This window comes from Alphaproteobacteria bacterium (assembly GCA_024244705.1).
Lineage (GTDB): Bacteria > Pseudomonadota > Alphaproteobacteria > JAAEOK01 > JAAEOK01 > JAAEOK01.
Window position 1 is genome coordinate 11,726 of the sequence record JAAEOK010000036.1, and the last position, 19,586, is coordinate 31,311.

14 protein-coding genes and 1 pseudogene are annotated in these 19,586 nt (G+C 61.0%); 6 read left to right on the plus strand and 9 right to left on the minus strand.

The features are described from left to right. Positions 1-80 precede the first annotated feature (80 nt). Entirely contained in the window at positions 81-845 is a 765-nt protein-coding gene (locus tag GY791_04590) for a TVP38/TMEM64 family protein (GenBank protein ID MCP4327700.1), read from the minus strand. A 161-nt stretch (positions 846-1,006) separates the two neighbouring features. On the opposite strand from GY791_04590, the gene GY791_04595 reads away from it, so the two are divergent. Continuing rightward, positions 1,007-2,743: a potassium transporter gene (locus GY791_04595; protein ID MCP4327701.1), complete on the plus strand. Its 1,737-nt coding sequence runs from the start codon at positions 1,007-1,009 to the stop codon at positions 2,741-2,743. Between the two features lie 987 nt (positions 2,744-3,730). On the opposite strand, the gene GY791_04600 is transcribed toward GY791_04595, so the two are convergent. Next, positions 3,731-4,330 (minus strand): hypothetical protein, encoded by a 600-nt coding sequence (locus tag GY791_04600; protein MCP4327702.1) that lies wholly within the window; start codon positions 4,328-4,330, stop codon positions 3,731-3,733. 33 nt (positions 4,331-4,363) lie between these two features. Next, the gene (locus GY791_04605) at positions 4,364-5,434 is read right to left on the minus strand and encodes a hypothetical protein (protein ID MCP4327703.1); all 1,071 of its coding nucleotides are present in this window, start codon (positions 5,432-5,434) and stop codon (positions 4,364-4,366) included. 403 nt (positions 5,435-5,837) lie between these two features. Here GY791_04605 and GY791_04610 point away from each other — a divergent pair, with 403 nt between their 5' ends. Further along, the gene (locus GY791_04610; protein MCP4327704.1) at positions 5,838-6,134 is read left to right on the plus strand and encodes a hypothetical protein; all 297 of its coding nucleotides are present in this window, start codon (positions 5,838-5,840) and stop codon (positions 6,132-6,134) included. Beyond that, a complete protein-coding gene (locus tag GY791_04615) occupies positions 6,094-6,594 on the plus strand; it encodes a hypothetical protein (protein ID MCP4327705.1) in 501 nt (166 codons plus the stop codon). The genes GY791_04610 and GY791_04615 overlap by 41 nt, the downstream gene beginning before the upstream one ends. Before the next feature lie 140 nt (positions 6,595-6,734). Here GY791_04615 and GY791_04620 read toward each other — a convergent pair. From GY791_04620 to GY791_04635, 4 genes and pseudogenes are all read right to left on the minus strand, one after another. Next, a pseudogene (locus tag GY791_04620) lies at positions 6,735-7,199 on the minus strand (DUF4863 family protein). 340 nt (positions 7,200-7,539) lie between these two features. Beyond that, positions 7,540-8,133 carry a GNAT family N-acetyltransferase gene (locus GY791_04625; GenBank protein ID MCP4327706.1) on the minus strand — a complete coding sequence of 198 codons (594 nt, stop codon included), beginning with the start codon at positions 8,131-8,133 and terminating at the stop codon, positions 7,540-7,542. 141 nt (positions 8,134-8,274) lie between these two features. Continuing rightward, positions 8,275-8,706 (minus strand): SRPBCC family protein, encoded by a 432-nt coding sequence (locus GY791_04630; protein ID MCP4327707.1) that lies wholly within the window; start codon positions 8,704-8,706, stop codon positions 8,275-8,277. A 209-nt stretch (positions 8,707-8,915) separates the two neighbouring features. Beyond that, a complete protein-coding gene (locus GY791_04635; GenBank protein MCP4327708.1) occupies positions 8,916-9,635 on the minus strand; it encodes an SDR family NAD(P)-dependent oxidoreductase in 720 nt (239 codons plus the stop codon). Between the two features lie 357 nt (positions 9,636-9,992). Between GY791_04635 and GY791_04640 the strand changes: the two genes are divergently transcribed. After that, a complete protein-coding gene (locus tag GY791_04640; protein ID MCP4327709.1) occupies positions 9,993-13,292 on the plus strand; it encodes an AAA family ATPase in 3,300 nt (1,099 codons plus the stop codon). Between the two features lie 167 nt (positions 13,293-13,459). On the opposite strand, the gene GY791_04645 is transcribed toward GY791_04640, so the two are convergent. Together GY791_04645 and GY791_04650 are read right to left on the minus strand one after the other, a co-directional pair. Next, a complete protein-coding gene (locus GY791_04645; GenBank protein ID MCP4327710.1) occupies positions 13,460-14,206 on the minus strand; it encodes an SDR family NAD(P)-dependent oxidoreductase in 747 nt (248 codons plus the stop codon). A gap of 4 nt (positions 14,207-14,210) precedes the next feature. Further along, a complete protein-coding gene (locus GY791_04650) occupies positions 14,211-17,693 on the minus strand; it encodes an indolepyruvate ferredoxin oxidoreductase family protein (protein MCP4327711.1) in 3,483 nt (1,160 codons plus the stop codon). A 249-nt stretch (positions 17,694-17,942) separates the two neighbouring features. Here GY791_04650 and GY791_04655 point away from each other — a divergent pair, with 249 nt between their 5' ends. Together GY791_04655 and GY791_04660 are read left to right on the plus strand one after the other, a co-directional pair. Next, a complete protein-coding gene (locus tag GY791_04655) occupies positions 17,943-18,923 on the plus strand; it encodes an SDR family NAD(P)-dependent oxidoreductase (protein MCP4327712.1) in 981 nt (326 codons plus the stop codon). A gap of 154 nt (positions 18,924-19,077) precedes the next feature. Continuing rightward, on the plus strand, positions 19,078-19,545 hold the full coding sequence (locus GY791_04660; protein MCP4327713.1) for a DUF4440 domain-containing protein: 468 nt from the start codon (positions 19,078-19,080) through the stop codon (positions 19,543-19,545). Positions 19,546-19,586: the final 41 nt, after the last annotated feature.

Genomic DNA, 19,586 nt, shown 5'->3' on the forward strand with positions numbered 1-19,586 from the left:
CCGTGGCATTGGGGATGTCCGCTTTTGACCCTTTTGAGACGTTCCTCCACGAAACCGGGGCAGCTCCAACACAACCCAAGCTATCGTGCGTGCCTCCAGCCCTTGACCAATCGACGGGCACACCAAATCGCTGCGAAAAGCCAAAAGATCGCGACTGCAATCAAGCCGACCACATTGACCGTGGTTGGCTGATGAATTGCCTTGTCAGGCCTGTCTTCGAATATCGTCAGAACAATGATTCCTGGCACGGTCCCGAGCAGAGTCCCGACCGAGTAGCGCCCAAAGCCGATACGGAGGACGCCAGCGGCCAGGCCGCTCAGCATCAAATTTACGACCTGTGACCAGTTGACGGCCGCAACGGCCAAAATCTCGTGACCGGCGAGCATTGCGGTGACCTGATCCAACTGGCGACTGAACAGGAATCCCAGGCTCCTTCGTGCAAAGACTCGCCCCAAGCCGTAAAAGGCCAAAGCGTTCAGCAGACAGCCGAGGATCGCGTAAATGAAACCCCACAAGGGGCCAAATAACGCAAGACTCGCAAGGATGATCAACGTGGTCGGCAGCATCAGCAGCCCACTGACCGGATAAGCAGCCAGAACAACAATCACGGCCACCGGACTGTTCCCAAGGGCTCGCACTCGGTCGAGGAACTGGCCCAGGTCAACCCAGTCCCGAAGTGGCGTAACCTGCCACGCCACTGCAACTCCGCTGAGGACTCCGAAAGCCGCCAAGCCGATCAAAAGCCTTGTTACCGCCCAGCTTCGATCGTTGTCGGGGCCCCTGTCCTTCTTGATAGCGTCTTGATGATTGGTTGCCCTAATTGCAAGCTTCCTTGTCTTGATCATCTGTTAAATCGTCTCCCAAGCTCCCAGCCCGCGGCTATCAGAGTGGCAGTTTTCATGCCCTTGCTTTCGGGTGGCAGAGCCTAGCGAACGAGATACCTCTGTCCTTTTGGCCGCCGAGATGAGTTAAACGGTAGCAGGTCCGAGGGCGACTGGAGAAACGGATGCATGTTGAGACGCTAAATCTACGCGAGGTGGTGATTTTTCTCTTCGCCGCCGGCATCGTCGTGCCGCTAGTTCATCGCCTGAGAATCAGTCCGGTCTTCGGCTTTCTGATTGTCGGGCTTGCGATCGGACCCCATGGCGTGGCGCGCTTCGCCGACGCGCTGCCGTGGCTGCGCTATGCCGTGATTACCGACCTGGCCGGCGTCCGCCCCCTGGCCGAACTGGGCGTCGTGTTCCTGCTGTTCATGATTGGGCTCGGACTCTCGCTTGATCGGTTATGGGGAATGCGGCGCCGGGTTTTCGGACTAGGGGGCGCGCAGGTCGTCCTGACCAGCGCAGTGATTGCTGTTATTGCTTCGTTCTTCGATAATACCCTGGCCGCTGCAGTCGTGCTCGGCGCCGGCTTCGCGTTGTCCTCGACAGCGATAGTCATGCAGTTGTTGTCTGAGAAGCGCCGCCTGGGTACGGCAACGGGCCGCACCAGCTTTGCCATCCTTTTGTGCCAGGACTTGGCAGTGCTGCCAATCCTGTTTCTAGTCGGTGCCTTTACAGCCCAGAGCGACGGTCAGGTGCTGGCCGCATTTACCTGGGCGATCGGCCAGGCGTTTGTCGCGGTCGCGGCTATCCTGGCTATCGGCCGGTTGGTGATCCGACCGGTGTTTCGCTTCGTCGGCAGCACCGCTAGCCGTGAAATGTTTCTGGCGTTCGTTCTGTTGATCATAGTCGGCACCGCGCTCGCAACCGAACGGGTTGGCCTGTCAATGGCGCTAGGCGCATTCCTCGCCGGGCTATTGTTCGCCGAAACCGAATACCGACATGAAATCGAGGTCGACATCGAACCGTTCAAGGGCCTGCTGCTCGGCCTCTTCTTTGTTTCAGTGGGCATGAGTATCGACCTTGCCCAAGTGGCCGCCAAACCACTCTGGTTGCTTGCCTCGGTCTTCGGACTGTATCTCGTCAAAACACCAATCGTTTACGCCCTTGCGCGATGGTTCGGCGAGCCCCGATCGGTGGCGCTGGAAGCTGGTCTACTGTTGGGCCAGGGTGGTGAGTTCGCCTTCCTTGTTGTCGGCATGGCCTATAGGCTTGGCCTGATGCCATACGATACCGCCCAGTTCATGCTGATCGTCACTGGCATAACGATGATCGCGACACCGCCGGTGGCCCATATCGCCCGCAAGCTGGCCCACGCTACTGAAACCCGAGAAGCGGACCGTGGCCAGCGCGACAGCGATATTCCGACTGGACTTTCCGGCCATGTCATTGTTGTTGGCTATGGCCGCGTCGGCCAGATGCTCGGCTCAGTGCTCGCCGGTCAAGAGATCCCGTATGTCGGGCTCGATGTCGACGCAGATATGGTCGCACGCTTCCGGGCTGCCGGCGCCGGCATCTTCTATGGGGACGCGAGCCGAGCAGACATGTTACGCAGGTTCGACGTCGACAAGGCCGCGGCGCTAGTAGTGACTATGGACAGCCCGCATACTGCGGAGCATGTGGTCGCGACCGCCCGCCAGCACTGGCCGGATCTCATAGTCTACGCGCGCGCCCGTGACCGCGCGCATGCGGCACGGCTTATTGCCCAGGGCGCCACCCACGTTATCCCCGAGACCATCGAGGCGAGCCTGCAACTCGGCGAAATGGTGTTGATGGGTATCGGTATCCCGGATCAGGCGGCCCGCCGCATCATCGAGGCGCGCCGCCAAGCAGAGCAGGTCGCGGTAGACGAGAGCCGGTGAGCAAAGGCTGAGTGAACTCGCGACTGCCGCGAAAGTAAGAGATCAGCTTGGCGCATGGGGCGCAAAAGCGTCAGCGTGTTGTGCTGCCTGTCTCCTTTTCCGAAGCCACCCAGTCGGCGGGCAATCGCTCCTGCATGTGTTTGAGTGGGCCCGCCCTTCCCCCATTTTGCCGCGTGATACGGCCAAGGACGCTTCGCGGTTCCGCCGTACCAACCAATTGTGTATGGCCGGTAATAGCTAGGAGCCGTCGTTGTCGGCGACGGCCGACAGGGTCGCCATGGGGTGCTAAGCGGAAAGTCCGCAAAGTTTCGGCCGATCCCCGTTATTGAGTAGGCGGCCCAGAACTTCTCGACTCAGGGCCTGAGGTCGAGCTCGTGGGTCCAGGCGCTGCGCGCCCGGTGGTTGAGCTGGAAGTAGGTTTCGGCGATCGCCTCCGGGGCGAGTAGGGATTCGGGCCCGCGCTCCCGATCGCCTCTCTTGACCGAAACGACCGCCCGCGATGATGTCAGTCGTTTGCCAAACCAAGGTGTCGATCACGTGTAAAGCGGTCCAACACTCCGCTGTTATTCCATGGCCTTGATCAAGTCAGACCATTCATCGATTGATTTGGCGAATGCGCGTTCGGTGAGGTCTTCGATATATGAGCGACCTTGGTCCGACAGCGCTTGAACTTCATAAGCGACGCGAACGCGGGTCCGGTCAGGTCCTTCCGGTCTACATTGCACATCGACGAACGCCACGCGGGAAGCGGGCATCAGTCTCAGATAGCGCACATGCCATTGATCGGGTTGCCAAGCGACCCATCATCGCACCGTCCTCCTGCAAGTAAGCAGGAAGCACGGAATCACGGCTCGAAATCGATTACAACAGCGACTTTATCAACGGTATCGACCCTAAGGCGACATGCACAGGCTTCGCATGTAGGTCACGCGGACACCCGCGGTGCCTTGATGACGTGTCTCAGTAGAAATCGAGGGAGATTCGCCCTCAGGCGCTCGGCCGATGGGTTTTGACAAACTGCTCGATGGCCCTGAGATATTCCTCGCCAATCGCCCTGAGGCCGCTCTCGCCGTCAGTTATGCGTGATGAATCGGCTAGATCGTCCAGATTCGTCGTCTCGCTCTCGCCCGCGGCGATGATGTGGATAAACCACTCCGATGAGCTCGTATATTCATCCCAGATGAGATAGCCGCTGGCGGGCACGTCAATGCCGGCCGGGGTTGTGGCGCGCTTTGCGCTAACACTCTCGAACAGATTTCGACGTTCGATCATCGAGACGAAGCCTTGGTGGAAAATGGCTTCTCCGCTCGCAGCATAATCGATGGCTTCGGCAGGTTGGTATGGATAGTCGGAACGGAAAATCGCGCGGAGATGCGATTGTGGCGGTCCAACTATGATTACGGGGCCGCCGATCGGCGATGATAGCGGTGTCACCGGTTCAACCATTGCCCGATGGGTTAACTCCTCAATATGATCGAGCGCCGCTTCGGTGCCGTGGAATATCTGACCGTCAAGAGTAATTCGGGGACCACAAGCGCCGACGGCGAGCGGCAGGAAAACCAGGATCAGACCAGCAATCGCTCTCATGGCGACCTCCCATGACAGAGTCCACCTTTCCCCTCAGTTCATCCGGTAGGGCGTAAACTCTTGTGCCGGTCCACGCAGCGGGATCTCCATCGTATAAACCGTCTTCGTTTCGACGTCGGCAACCGGGACGATCAACGTCGCGTCGAGGATCGGACCATCGAAACCGCCCCGATGGAAATAGACGAACCCGTCGGCGATCTCGCTCGGCTCGAGCTTTGCGACCTCGAACGCGCTCGCGTCGAGGACGCGAGTTGCGGCTTCGCCTGTGTCGATCGCCTCCTGCCGCCTTGCGGCATCGAGTAGGCCCATGAACAGAAACGGCACCATCGCCAAGCCGGGTCCCGCCGGGACGTGAGGGAAGGAGCCGCCGTAATAGGGCGCCAGAAGTGCGCTCAGTTCGTGCTCGTCGAGCTGCTCGACTTGTGTCCCGTCGTCGAGCCTCGCGACGATCCGCGAGCGGTGGGTTTCGAGTATGCCCGGACCGTAGTTCCTCATGTGAACGCGGATCGGGACGACTTGGGATCGGCGCAGATCGAGTCCGGGAAATTCTGCGGCTTGCCGGTCAGTTTCAAGATAGGGATCGACGACAACTGAGACGAAGTTTTCCAATACACCTGCGACGGCCGCCGGCCCGAAACCTTCCGGAAGGTCCGCGGGCTTCAGGACTCGGGCCGCCACGGCGGCGGTCGCATAAGGGAACGCCCCAGGCCCCCAACGCCCTTCGGCAAACTGATGAAATTTTTGTGCGAATTCCAATGCTGCATTTTCCATCGCCGCCTTTGTTGCGACGCCGATTTGCCCCTGGTACTCCTGCCCACGCCCGTGTGCAATCAACTTGTCGATACGTGCTCCGTCTCTGCTAAAGAGGTCGAACTCGTAAGTGATCTTCGCTACAAACGGCGGCCTTTCAAAAATCGATACCTCATAAGCCCCAAGATAGTGTTCGAAATTACTGATCCTGGGCGCAATGATAGCATCTATTCCCGGATGGTCACTCGGCGCGAGGGATGTGCCAGGCAGTTCAACGGCGTTTTCAAAGAGAGCCGCGAACATATCTCGGAACATCGCGATGCTATCCTTGCCGAGAGCGTAGCCATCGCCCACCGGCGCCCACTCATAATCGCGAAGATCGGGACTGTAATAGACGCCCACGGTCTTGCTCACGACCTCGGGGAAGGCCGGAGCGTCCGCACTCGGATTTACCCGCCGTATTTCGCATCCGCCTGCAAACAGGGCGATTAGCAAGGCACCCACGCCAACCCATCGTGTCAATATCTTTGATTGCGGTCGCATTTCGTCGTTCCACCAATGCGACATTCCGTAGCGTGCCCCGACCTTCGCCGCATTGATGTGTATCAGCCCCCGGTTGCCGAGCGAGATCGTTTTCCGATAGGAACGTCTAGAACAGGGAAGGTCTATCGCAGCGGGACGTTGACGCATATCAACGCGTCCGAGTGCGATCTACGCTAGCCGTGTTTTCTTAATGCGTAGGATGTTGAGCCTCCTTATGAAGTCGACCTTGCCCTTGGGTTTTGGCGTTGTCCTAACGGTTCTCGTCGTCGCCTGTGCGATTCAACGCACCGATCTCTCCGTTGTTAGGGAAGGCGCGACCCGCGCGCAGGTTGAGCGCGTCCTCGGAAAGCCGATCAAGAGCGTCGGCATAGAGAACGGGCGGATCGACATTTACGAGTACAACCGAGGGTATGAACCGAAGCCGAGGAGAACCGCCGACTTGGGCAAAAGTGCTGCAGGGTTGGATATTGTTGCCTATCATCATCCCTGTCGCTCATTCGATCAACTATGAGGGACAGCGGGCGGAGATCGCTATCTTCTATGGGCCTGACGGACGTGTGGAAAAGACGGTCCGCAAGCAAGCAGGGAAACCGGGACTTGCCCACGAGCGTTATTGGAAGGAAGAGCAAGGCAGAGCGGACAAAGGCGATGCGAATGCCCAATGGAACCACGCCATAAACTATGCCATGGGCCCGGAACGGATTGACTACATTTGTCGCGCAGCAATGCAAGGACAGCCGGTGGCACTATATTCGCTCGGTCGCATGCGAGCAGAAGGTGACTACTTCTCCGATGCACCTGTCACAGCTGATTCGGTTCGCGCCTACATGTGGTACACGCTGTCTGACGAGAAGGCCTTTGCCAAGGCAGCGAACTACCGCAACGATCTCAGCAAGTCCATGACTCCCACCGAAATCGCCGAGGGCGAGCGTCTTGCTGCCGAGTGGACTCCCGTCCGCCCATGTCCGTGAAATGACCGGTTCTCGCTAGGGAGCGAAGTTCGGCAGGGTTTCGTAATTAGTCCGGCTTCGGGCGGCAAGCTGGCACAATGACCGAGTGCGCGCCACCGGTCCGCGCTCGACTTTGTTCCGCTTGCAATCCTAATCGATCTCTATTCGGTGAAATCTATCCGACCGTCCGGCAGCATATAGAGAATCAGCGCCCGGCCGCCCCTGACTTCTGGGTGATGGTCAGAGCCCGGCTCGAAAACGCACCAGCCGCGGCCTTGTCCGCAGAAAGTAGTCGTTTCCATGACCGGCATGACCATGCAGGTTTCGCCTGTCGGATGACGGTGGTGGGGGCCGCGAAAGTCGGTTATGTCGACAACATCAACGCTGAACCCAGCGCTTGCAGGTCCGGGCTCGATGACGCGGCCAAAGCGTCACCCCTCACCACCCTCTTGGCACATCCAACCGGCCGCAATCGCCGCGTGGCAGGCCCGCTCGATGGCATTGAATTGCTCGCCGTTGGCGGGAAAGAGCCGGTTCAAATCTTCCGCCAGGTCAGCATTGATCGGCGCTCCCCGAATCGCTTGTGTCACCGGTTGAATCAGGATCTCGAAGTCCTCAATGTCCATAGTAGGCTCCCTACTTTGCACCGGGCACTCTCCACCGGCCGTCTATAACGGACTGATCCACAGCGTGTCCGCTTCGCCCATGATTTCGTTTGCGCCGCCGCCATGATCAGACTTTCCTGGCAGTATAGCCGAAGGCCTGTTTCTGACCCTTTCCGGATCTTCAGCGGACACGGGTTTCTGATGATTCTCGACAGCGAGAGATGACCTCGGCGACGCATTAATCGCGCGATGCTTTTGGCGGCACGTCCAAACCCGCCCGGCGCAGCCCATCCATCAAGCCCTCGATAAGCTCCGAAGGCATGCCGCGCGTTCGAAACGGCGCACGAGGGACCGCACAAGATCAGGCGGTGAGGTCCTTGACCAGAAGCAGCGATTCGGTGCTGTCACAAACCCAGCCGTCCTTGATAATCGGGCGCCGGGCGACTTCGCGATAACCGTGGCACTCGTAAAGCCGACGTGCTCCGATGTTCCGGTCGAAGACGATGAGGCTCGTTTGCTTGCAGTCCCGGTCCCTCGCGAACCTTTCGGCCGCGCCCAGCAGGTGGCCGCCGATTCTTCCGTTGCGAAATCCCGGAAGCACGGCCAGCGCGTTGATGTACCAGCTTCCGGGAGCGAGGTCTTCGAGCTCCTGGAGGGGCACGAACATGGCCGGAAAGTCGGGTCCGATCACGACCGGTTCATCCGGCAAGGGATACCCGACGAGACCGCCCGCCGCGGTGCCGTCGATTTCCGCAATGTGACCATTGAGATAAGAAAACCCGCCCTCGCGCCGCCGGGCTCGGCGTTCCCCGACATCCCACAGGCTTTCGTCGGGGTCGGCCATCTTGGCCCATAGGTGTGCGGTCAGGCCCTCCGAGGCCATATCGATGAAACGCGACAGGGCGGGCGCGTCGTCGGGCGTGGCAGGGCGTAGAGATATCTGGAATGAGGTCAATTTATGAGGCCTCGCCGAATCCAAGAATACCGAATTGGTCGACAGCGACCCAGCCGGAACCGCCATGACCGCCCGCGATGATCTCAGTCGTTTGCCAAACCAAGGTGTCGATCAAATGCAAAGCGGTCCGACACTCCGCTGTTATTCCATGGCCTCGATCAGGTCAGACCATTCATCGATTGATTTGGCGAATGCGCGGTCGGTGAGGTCTTCGATATATGAGCGACCTTGGTCCGACAGCGCTTGAACTTTATAAGCGACGCGAACGCGGGTCCGGTCAGGTCCTTCCGGTCTACATTGCACATCGACGAACGCCACGCGGGAAGCGGGCATCAGTCTCAGATAGCGCACATGCCATTGATCGGGTTGCCAAGTGAGACAGGTCCAGAACGTCTTCTCGTCGCCCTCTCCGGTCGTGAAGATCATTTCCTCGCATGTTTCGCCGGACGCAGGTCGAATATAGGTGGGGTTCCATCCCGGTACCCATGCCTCCTCACCTTTTGGCGTGAATAACGGGAATGCCTCGGAAGCGGGGTAATCCACTACGATTTCGTGGGAGAATTCCTTTTTCATCGGTCACTTCAAATAAGGAGTTCTGACGATGGTCGGCGATCTTGAGATCATAGTCCCGTATCGCCCGCGGCGTCAAAATCGTGATCCGAGATTCGTCCGCTTTCGGCTAAGAGCCGCCCTTCGGGGCAACGAACGGCAGGACCCCTTGGGGAGTTTCAAAGCGAAAGGCGCAATAGATATTAGCCGATCCCGGTTATTGACTAGGCGGCCTAAAACTTCTCGACCCAGGGCCTGAGGTCGAGCTCGTGGGTCCAGGCGCTGCGCGCCTGGTGGTGGAGCTGGAAGTAGGTCTCGGCGATCGCCTCCGGCGCGAGCAGGGATTCGGGTCCGCGCTCTTTCTGCAGGTGGGCGTACTTGTCCGACAGGATCTGGCCGTCGATGATCGTATGGGCGACGTGGACGTTCTGCGGCCCAAGCTCGCGCGCCAAGCTTTGCGCCACCGCCCGCAAACCGAACTTGGGCGAGGCCAAATTGACGAAATTGGCGCCGCCACGTATTGAGGCGGTCGCGCCGGTGAAAATGATCGTGCCCTTTCCGCGGTGGGCCATCCGCCTGGCCGCCGCCTGGCCGACGAGGAATCCGCCATAGCAGCCGACCCGCCAGCAATGCTCGAAATCCTCGGGGGCGATATCGAGGACCGAGGCGCGGACGAAAGCGCCGGCGTTGTAGACGACGAGATCGGGCTCGCCCAACTCCTCGACCGCCGCCTCGAAGAACTTGTCTACGTCCTTGGCCTTGGTCGAATCGCAGTCATAGGCGCGCGCCTTGATCGTCATGTAGTTGTTGATCTCCTTGGCCAGGGGCTGGAGATGGCTTTTCTTGCGCGCCGCCAGGCCGACATTCATGCGGGCGTTGGCGAAGCGCCGTGCCAAGGCCGCGCCCAAACCGGGCCCGACGCCGACGATGAACGCTGTTCCGCTGGGCTCGATCGGCTCCGGCTCAGAGGTCTTACCGGCGCCCACGACGAATTCCTCCTCGCCGCCACCGTCCAGAACCTCAGACGCTTGGCAAAGCTCGCCGCCATACCACCGCCAAACCCGAAACCAGCGTAATTGCCATGCAAGGAGACCGATGAAGTAGAGGCAAAAAACACCTAAGACCCGCCCGGGAGTAAGTACGGGCGGAAACCAAAGGTCCGCTTCTACTAAGAGCGGACGGTCAGCGCGGTCTCATCGCCCACTTTATCAACGGTATCGACCCTAACCAGTCGTCGCGGATTTCGCCTAATAACTGCACCGGACGCATGCTAGGGTTCGGTTGAGACCAGTAGGATTGGTGCTTGGATTATGGATGTTGGAGCCTGGCTGAGGGGGCTTGGGCTGGAAAAATACACCGAAGCGTTCGCTGAGAATGGGGTGGACGCGGCCTTGCTTCCTGAACTCACCAACGATGACCTAAGAGACTTAGGGGTAGTCCGACTGGCCGATCGAAAGCGGTTACTCAAAGCCATTGCAGGTCTATTTGAGGGCGATGGACACGGCGGGATAATACAGGCTCAGCCAGTGGCGCCCATGGGTGAGCGCCGCCAGGTTACAGTACTGTTCGCCGATCTCTCAGATTTCACCCGGCTGTCAAGTGAACTCGGCGCTGAGGAGACCCATGCGCTCCTCAACCGTTATTTCGAGACGGTTGATGGCATTGTCGAAGGGTACGGCGGGACGGTCGATAAGCACATCGGCGATAACGTGATGGCGGTCTTCGGCGCACCTGTCGCCCACACTGACGATCCAGAGCGCGCCATACGGGCTGCCACCGACATCCATCAGGCCATGACGGGTTTGAGCGACGAGCTGGGTCGAGATCTGACGGCCCATATCGGCATCGCCAGCGGCCAGGTAGTAGCCAGTGGGACGGGTAGCGACACTCACCGCGAATACACCGTGACAGGCGATACAGTCAATCTCGCCTCGCGCTTAGACGATATGGCCGAGGCGGGCGAGACCTTCATTTCGGAGGCTGTGTGGCGCGCTGCCTCGCACATGGCCATCTATTCGTCACGCGGCCAAGTCTCGATCAAGGGTATTAGCCGGAAGATCGAAGTCTGGGCAGTTCAACAGCTAGTCCCGGAGCCATCATCTGACCGCCTGACAGCCTTCGTCGGTCGCCGCATGGAGCTGCGCCAGTTCGTGGTCTTGCTTGACGAGGCATTGGAGCACGGGACGGGTCACAGCCTCTTGGTTCGTGGCGAGCCCGGGATTGGCAAGACGCGCTTGATCGAAGAGTTCGTCAGGATCGCAGCCGATAATGGATTTGCGCCACACAAGGCTCTGATCTTCGATTTCGGTGTTGGCAAGGGACAGGACGCCATTCGCGCTTTGGTGCGCAGTGTGCTGGGGATTCCTCCTGGAAGTGGTAAGAGCAGTCGGCAAGCGGCTGTCGAGGCGGCCGTCCGCAATGGCGCCGCTGACCCCGACCAGAGGGTCTTCCTGAACGATCTGTTGGATCTACCGCAACCGGTGGCGCTGCGCTCCATCCACGATGCCATGGACAACACTACCCGCATCCACAGCACGCAAATGCTGGTTAGCAGACTCGTCAAGCAGGCTGGCGGGCAGCGTCCCATTCTCATGGTCGTCGAGGACGTGCATTGGGCTGACGGGCTGACGCTGGCCCACCTGGGCAACCTTGCGTCAACGGTCGCCCACTGCCGCGCCGTCTTGGTCATGACGTCGCGTGTGGAAGGCGTCCCACTCGATCAGGACTGGCGTGCGTCTCTAGCGAGCAGTTCGCTGACCACGATCGATCTCGGACCACTTCAAGACGTCGACGCGAGGAAGATTGCCGGTCACCTGCTCGAGCGCACAAGCCCACTCGTAGAAAGCTGCATCATCAAGGCCGGGGGCAATCCACTGTTTCTCGAAGAGCTGCTCCGCAACGCTGATGAGGGCACCGGCGAGGATATGCCTGGCTCGATTAGGAGTCTTGTGCAAGCCCGGATGGATCGTCTGCCGCCCTCGGACAAACAGGCCCTACAGACTGCCTCCGTGGTCGGCCAGCGGTTTACTTTGCCGATCCTCAGGCATTTGCTGAATAGCCATGACTACGACTGCGGGAAACTCGTCGAGCATCACTTGGTCAGACGGGAGGCTGACGACTACTTGTTCGCGCACGCGCTCATCCGGGAAGGAGTCTACGCCTCGCTGCTCACAGCTCGCCGCAAGAAACTGCACAACAGGACTGCCGAGTGGTTCTCGGAGCAGTGTCCTGATCTGAAAGCGGAGCATTTGGACCGCGCCGAAAATCCGGCAGCGGTGAGGGCCTACCTCGCAGCAGCCGAAAGCGAGGCCAAGCTTTATCACTATGAGCGTTCCATGGAGCTTGTAGCGCGGGGGCTTGAACTCGCTGAAGATCAGGGCGAGCGATATCTTCTGACATGCCTCAGGGGCGACCTACTGCATGAGGTTGGCGAAATCCGAGCATCAATTGACGCTTTTACCGAGGCTCGAAACCTTGCGATCGACGACCTTGAACTTTGCCGGGCCGAGATTGGCTTTGCCAGTGGAATGCGTATGATCGACGACTATGATGAGGCGTTCGCTGTGCTCGACCGAACAGAGCCATTGGCGAGAAGCAACGGTTATCACTTGCAGCTTGCGCGTCTTCATCACCTAAGAGGAAATCTTTGTTTCCCATTGGGGCAGATCGATCGCTGCTGGGAGGAGCACAACCAGGCGCTCGCGTGCGCCCGCTCAGCGGGATCACTGGAATGGGAAGCGCGTGCCCTGGGTGGCCTTGCCGACGCTGAGTACGCCCGGGGCCGTTTGTTGACGGTGGAATGCTACCTCGATCGCTGTATGGAAATCTGCCGGAGCGAGGGGTTCGGTCGGATTGAAGTCGCGAATATCTCCATTCTTGGTGGCGGGGGCAGCCGTTACTATAGGGGAGACCTTACGGGAGCGCTTGAGGTGAGCCTCGAGGCCGAGGCTTTGGCAAGGAAGGTGGGCCACGAGCGGGCGGAAATCCTTGCGCAAATCGGATGCTACATCAGCCTGGTCGCTATGGCCGAGATGGACCGAGCCCGCCAACATATAGCTCGGGCAAAGGAACTCGCGGAGAGGCTTGGCGCCAGGCGGTTTGTTGCACGTGCCTTGCAATTCGAGGGCAGAATAGACCATTGGAACAGCAACATGGATGCGGCACTCAACAAATTTCGAGAGGCTATGGCGATCAGCCGCGAAACGGGTATTCGATACGCGGGACCTGCTATTCTAGCGGATATTGCACTTACGACCGGTGATGGTGTCGAACGCCGCGAAGCACTTGAGGAAGGCGAATACTTGCTGGAAGGCGGTTGCGTAAGCGCCAGCTATTTCGAGTTCTATATTGGGGCGATGGAAACGTCGCTTCGAATTGGAGACTGGGATCGTGTGGATCGCTACGCCGCGGCTCTGGAAGACTATACCCGCGAGGAGCCCCTTCCGCTCATTGACTTCTTCATCAAGCGGGGACGCGCGCTCGCAGCTTTTGGGCGCAACAACCACAACGAAGACGTGGTCTCTCAAATACAGCGCCTACGCGACACGGCCGAACAGATGAATCTACAAACGGCCTCGCCAGCGATTGAAGCGGCGTTGCGTACACTCTAACGGTCGTGGAGCAGAGGTCTTGGAGCGCTGGTGGGGGAGCGTGCCGGTGCAGCCGAAACCGCTCTAGGAGCCGACGTTGTCGGCGACGGTCGGCGAGACCGCTTGGGGAGATTCAAAGCGAAAGACGCGCAAACGTTTCAGGCGATCCCCGTTTCTGAGCGCGCGGCCTAGAACTTCTCGACCCAGGGCCTGAGGTCGAGCTCGTGGGTCCAGGCGCTGCGCGCCTGGTGGTGGAGTTGGAAGTAGGTCTCGGCGATCGCCTCGGGCGCGAGCAGGGATTCGGGACCGCGCTCCTTCTGTAGGTGGGCGTATTTGTCCGACAGGATCTGGCCGTCGATGATCGCATGGGCGACGTGGACGTTCTGCGGCCCAAGCTCGCGCGCCAAGCTTTGCGCCACCGCCCGCAAACCGAACTTGGGCGAGGCCAAATTGACGAAATTGGCGCCGCCACGTATTGAGGCGGTCGCGCCGGTGAAGATGATCGTGCCCTTTCCGCGGTGGGCCATCCGCCTGGCCGCCGCCTGGCCGACGAGGAATCCGCCATAACAGCCAACTCGCCAGCAATGCTCGAAATCCTCGGGGGCGATGTCGAGGACCGAGGCGCGGACGAAGGCGCCGGCGTTGTAGACGACGAGATCGGGCTCGCCCAACTCCTCGACCGCCGCCTCGAAGAACTTGTCGACGTCCTTGGCCTTGGTCGAATCGCAGCCAAAGGCGCGCGCCTTGATGGTCATGTAGTTATTGATCTCCTTGGCCAGGGGCTGGAGATGGCTTTTCTTGCGCGCCGCCAGGCCGACGTTCATGCGGGCGTTGGCGAAGCGCCGTGCCAAGGCCGCGCCCAAACCGGGCCCGACGCCGACGATGAACGCTGTTCCGCTGGGCTCGATCGGTTGCGTCTTTGACACTTTGGCCATGGCTCTACTCCGCTGCCGTCATATGCGGTGTGGGGTTGAGGAGGTTCTCGAGCATTCTCGCGCGGTCGGCTTCGGCGGCCGCGACATGACGTTCTTTGACATGGCCATAGCCGCGAATGTGTTCCGGAAGCGACGCAATCTCGACTGCCAGCGAATGATTGTCGTGGTTGAGATTTTCGAGCAGGGTCTCGACGGTGGTCTCGTACTCGCCGATCAGGGCGCGCTCCCGTTTCCGCTCCGCGCTGCGGCGGAAGACGTCGAACGCGGTCCCGCGCAAGCCCTTGAACCTGGCCAGCACGCTGAAAGCACGCAGCATCCAGGGCCCAAAGGTGCGCTTCTTGAGGTGCCCGGTCTGCGGATCGCGCTCCGCCAACAGCGGCGGGGCGAGGTTGAATTCGAGGCGGTAGTCACCTTCGAACTGGTCGCCGAGGTGGCGCAGGAAATCGCCATCGGTATAGAGCCGGGCGACCTCGTACTCATCCTTGATCGCCAGCAGCTTGTAGTAATAGCGCGCGACCGCCTCGGTCAGGCCGGTCATGCCAGCCGCCTTGTCCTTCTCGACAGCCGCGACGCGCGCGACGAGGTCGGCGTAGCGTTGCGCATAGGCCTGGTCCTGGTACGCGGTGAGGTCGGCCACCCGTCGCGCCACGGTCTCGTCCAGGGACACGGACAGATGGTGTTCATCGTTGGGCGCCTCTTCGGGCAGCGCCGCCTGGCGCACCGCTTCGAGGTCGACGGCAGCCCGGCGGCCCCACTGGAAGGCGCGTTTGTTGGCATCGACGGCGACGCCGTTGAGCGCGATCGCTTCCATCAACGCCTCCTCGGAGACCGGGACCAGGCCCTTCTGCCAGGCAAATCCGAGCATGAACAGGTTGGTGGCGATCGAGTCGCCGAGCAGCGCCGTCGCCAGCCGCGTCGCGTCGACCGCGTCGGTCGCGTCGGGTCCTACCGATTGGCGTAGAATGTCGACCATTTCGGCGCCCGGAATCCGGAGATCGGGGTCGTGGGTGAAGTCGCCGGTGATCGTTTCCTGGGCATTGACGACAACACGCGTCGAGCCGGCCCGCATCTTGGACAGCACGTCCCGGCTGGCCGCGACGACCAGGTCGCAACCGAGGATCAGATCGGCTTCGCCGGCGGCGATACGGACGGCGTGGATGTTATCGGGCGTGGGCGCAATGCGAATATGGGAGGTGACGGCGCCGCCCTTCTGGGCCAGCCCGGTCTGGTCGAGCACGGTGATGCCTTTGCCTTCGATATGGGCCGCCATGCCGATCAGCGCGCCGATGGTCACCACGCCGGTGCCGCCGATGCCGGTGACTATGATGCCGTACGCCGGCTGGTCGATGGCCGGCAGCTCCGGCGCCGGCAGAGCCTCGGCGGCGGCCGCACTCTGTCCCTCGGCCTTGCGTTTGCGCACCCGGCCGCCGTGCACGGTCACGAAGCTCGGGCAGAAGCCCTTGAGGCACGAATAATCCTTGTTGCAGGATGACTGGTCGATCTTGCGCTTGCGGCCAAACTCGGTCTCGACCGGGATCACCGACAGGCAGTTCGATTGCACGCTGCAGTCGCCGCAGCCCTCGCACACCCGCTCGTTGATGAATATCCGTTTCGGCGGGTCGGGAAAAAGGCCGCGCTTGCGCCGGCGCCGTTTCTCGGCGGCGCAGGTCTGGTCGTAGAGCAGGACCGACACGCCCTTCCACTCACGCAATTCGCGTTGCACGGCATCGAGATCGTCGCGATGGTGGAAGGTGACCCCGGCGGCGAAGTTGGTGCCGACCGGGTACTTGTCGGGCTCGTCGGACACGACGGCGATGCGGCCGACGCCCTCGGCTGCGACCTGACGGGAGATATCATCGACCGACAGCCCGCCTTCGACCGGCTGGCCGCCGGTCATGGCGACGGCGTCGTTGTAGAGGATCTTGTAGGTGATGTTGACGTCCGCGGCGACCGACGCGCGGATCGCCAAAACCCCCGAATGCTTGTAGGTTCCGTCGCCCAGGTTGGTGAAAATGTGGTCGGTCGAGACGAATGGCGATTGGCCGACCCAGGGCACGCCCTCGCCGCCCATATGGGTGAAGGTGTCGGTTTCGCGGTCCATCCATAACGACATGAAATGACAACCGATGCCGGCCGTCGCCCGGCTGCCCTCGGGCACGCGGGTCGACGAATTGTGCGGGCAACCCGAACAGAAGTAGGGGATGCGGGTCACCGTCGGCGGGATGATTTCGAGCGCGCGCTCTTTCTGGTCGAGGAATTCGAGCCGTTCCTTGATCCGCGAGCTGGTATAGAAGCGGTCGATCCGGGCCGCGATGACGCGGGCGATATGCGCCGGCGTCAGCTCGTCCATCGAGGGGATCAGCCATTTGCCGTCCTCGTCGAATTTGCCGACGACGCGCGGCCGAACGTCTTCGCGCCAATTGTACAAATGCTCCTTGAGCTGGTTCTCGATCACCGCGCGCTTCTCTTCGACGACGAGGATTTCCTCAAGCCCTTCGGCGAAGTGGCGCATGCCCTCGCGCTCGATCGGCCAGGTCATGGCGACCTTGTAGACCCGGATGCCGATCTCGGCCGCGTGGGCGTCGTCGATGCCGATATCGTCGAGCGCCTGCATGACGTCGAGGTAGGCCTTGCCGGTGGTGATGATGCCGAGTCGCGGATTGGGGCTGTCGATGACGGTGCGGTCGAGTTTGTTGGCGCGGGCGAAGGCGATCGCCGCATAGAGCTTGTGTTTCTGCAGGCGGATCTCCTGATCCTGCGGCGGCCAGTCCGGCCAACGGATGTTGAGGCCGCCCGGCGGCATCTCGAAATCGTCGGGCAGGACGATACCGGCGCGATGAGGGTCGATATAGACGGAGGCCGAGCTCTCGACTGTTTCCGCGGTCACCTTGAAGCCGATCCAGCAGCCCGAATAGCGTGACATCGCCCAGCCGTAGAGCCCGAAGTCGAGGAACTCCTGGACGCCCGCCGGGTCGAGGATCGGCATCATCGCCGACATGAATTCGTGCTCGCTCTGGTGGGGCAGGGTGGAGGAGCGGCAGGCATGATCGTCGCCGGCAATCGCCAGGACGCCGCCGTATTTCGATGTCCCGGCGGCGTTGGCGTGTTTGAACACGTCGCCACAGCGGTCGACGCCGGGACCCTTGCCGTACCACATGCCGAATACGCCATCGACGGTGGCGTCGCCGTGGAGGCCGACTTGCTGGCTACCCCACACCGCGGTCGCCGCCATGTCTTCGTTGACGCCGGGCTGAAAGTGGATCTTGTTGTTTTCGAGGAATCGCCGCGCCGCCCACAACGATTGGTCGAGCCCGCCGAGGGGCGAGCCGCGGTAGCCGGAAATGAAACAGCCGGTGTCGAGGCCGGCCGCCACGTCCCGCTGGCGCTGCATGATCGGCAACCGCACCAGGGCCTGAATCCCGCTGAGGAATATGCGTCCCGATTCGAGTTGGTATTTGTCGTCGAGTGAGACGGCGGCAAGGGCCATGCCTCGGTACCTCCCAAAGAATGCGCGCGGCGAGTCAAAAGTAGTGCCGGGACGGGATAGTGGCAACGGCCACCGAGCCGGCTCACGGCATTTATGTCAGTATTATTGACCTAATTGGCTTCGCCGTCAAGGGATCCGCAAGCGCGCGCCGCGAAATCGGTCCCCAGGGCAAATGATCCATCAGTGGATGATTTTGTCACCGTTTGCCGCTATACGGTCGCGGTCCCTCACTCGCACGGAGCCGGTTACATGAAAGTCATTGTCACGGGCGCGGCCGGCTTCATCGGCTACCACGCCGCGGTCGCGTTGCTCGACGCCGGCGCCGCGGTGGTCGGGGTCGACAACCTGTCACCCTATTACGACGTCTCCTTGAAAGAGGCCCGGTTGGCGAATTTGACCGACCGCGAGGGGTTCGAGTTTCGCCGCCTGGATATCACCGACCACGACGGGATGGTTGCCCTGACCGAGGCCCATCCGGATACCTCCCACGTCCTTCACCTCGCGGCGCAGGCGGGGGTCCGCCACTCGCTGACCCATCCCGAGGACTATATCCAAATCAATCTCGTCGGCCATTTCGAGGTCCTCGAGGCGTGCCGGCGGCTGGGTGGCCTTGACCATCTCGTCTATGCGTCGTCATCGTCGGTCTATGGCGGCCTGCCCCATTTGCCTTATAGCGAATCCGATCCGGTCAACACGCCGGTCTCGCTCTATGCCGCGACCAAGAAGGCGGATGAATTGATCAGCCACAGCTACGCCCATCTGCACCGTATGAAGATGACCGGGCTGCGGTTTTTCACAGTCTACGGCCCGTGGGGGCGGCCGGACATGTCGGCCTTCATCTTTACCAAGGCGATCCTCGGCGGCGAGCCGATCGAAGTTTTCAATCACGGCGACATGCGGCGCGATTTCACCTATGTCGACGACATCGTCGCCGGCGTCATGGCGTGCCTCAAGGCGCCGCCGGAGGACGATGGGACCGCCGCACCGCACCGCATCTACAATATCGGCAACAATCGGGCCGAGGAATTGATGCATTTCGTTGGCCTGATCGAGGAGGCCTGCGGCCGCAAGGCCGAGATCCGCTTCCAGCCGATGCAGCCCGGCGACGTCAAGGAGAGCTGTGCCGACATCAGCGCAATCAAGCGCGACCACGGTTTCGAGCCGACCACCGACATCGACGTCGGCATCCCGCGCAGCGTCGCCTGGTACCGCGAGTTCTACGGCGTCTGATTGCGCGGCCGAAGGTCGCACAGCCTATCCGGACGGATAGGTGCGGGGCCATGTCCGGCCGGGTACATTTGTGTTTGGGCCGCGAATAACGCGGCCCGGTGAGGCTGACGCCGGCAACTCGCCGATAGATTCACGCTGAGGAGAAATAACCGACATGCGATTTGCACACATTGCCAAGATATGGACTGTCGTCCTGGGCCTTGCCATCGCCATAGCGGCGGCACCGGTATCGGCCGGGGACGCCCGGCAGGAACTCGACGCACTCAATGCCGACTGGGTCAAGTTGTTCAAGGACAAGGATGCGGCGGCCATCGCCGCGTTCTATGCCGACGACGGATTGTTTTTGCCGCCAAACGCGGCGCCGATCCAAGGCCAGGGACCGATCGGCGAGATGTGGACCACGCTGACGCAGATGCCGGGCGTCGCGTTCAGCATTGCGACCGAACGCCTCGAGATCGCGGCTTCCGGCGACCTGGCCTACGATTACGGGGTCTATGATCTCGCCTACGACGGCGATAACGGCCGCGTCACCGACCGGGGCAAATATGTCGTCGTGTGGAAGCGTGTCGACGGCGGGTGGCGCGTGGCCGCCGACATATTCAACAGCAACGGTGCGCCATAGACCTGTTTGGATTTCGGTGAGGCCGCGGCACGACCGTCCCA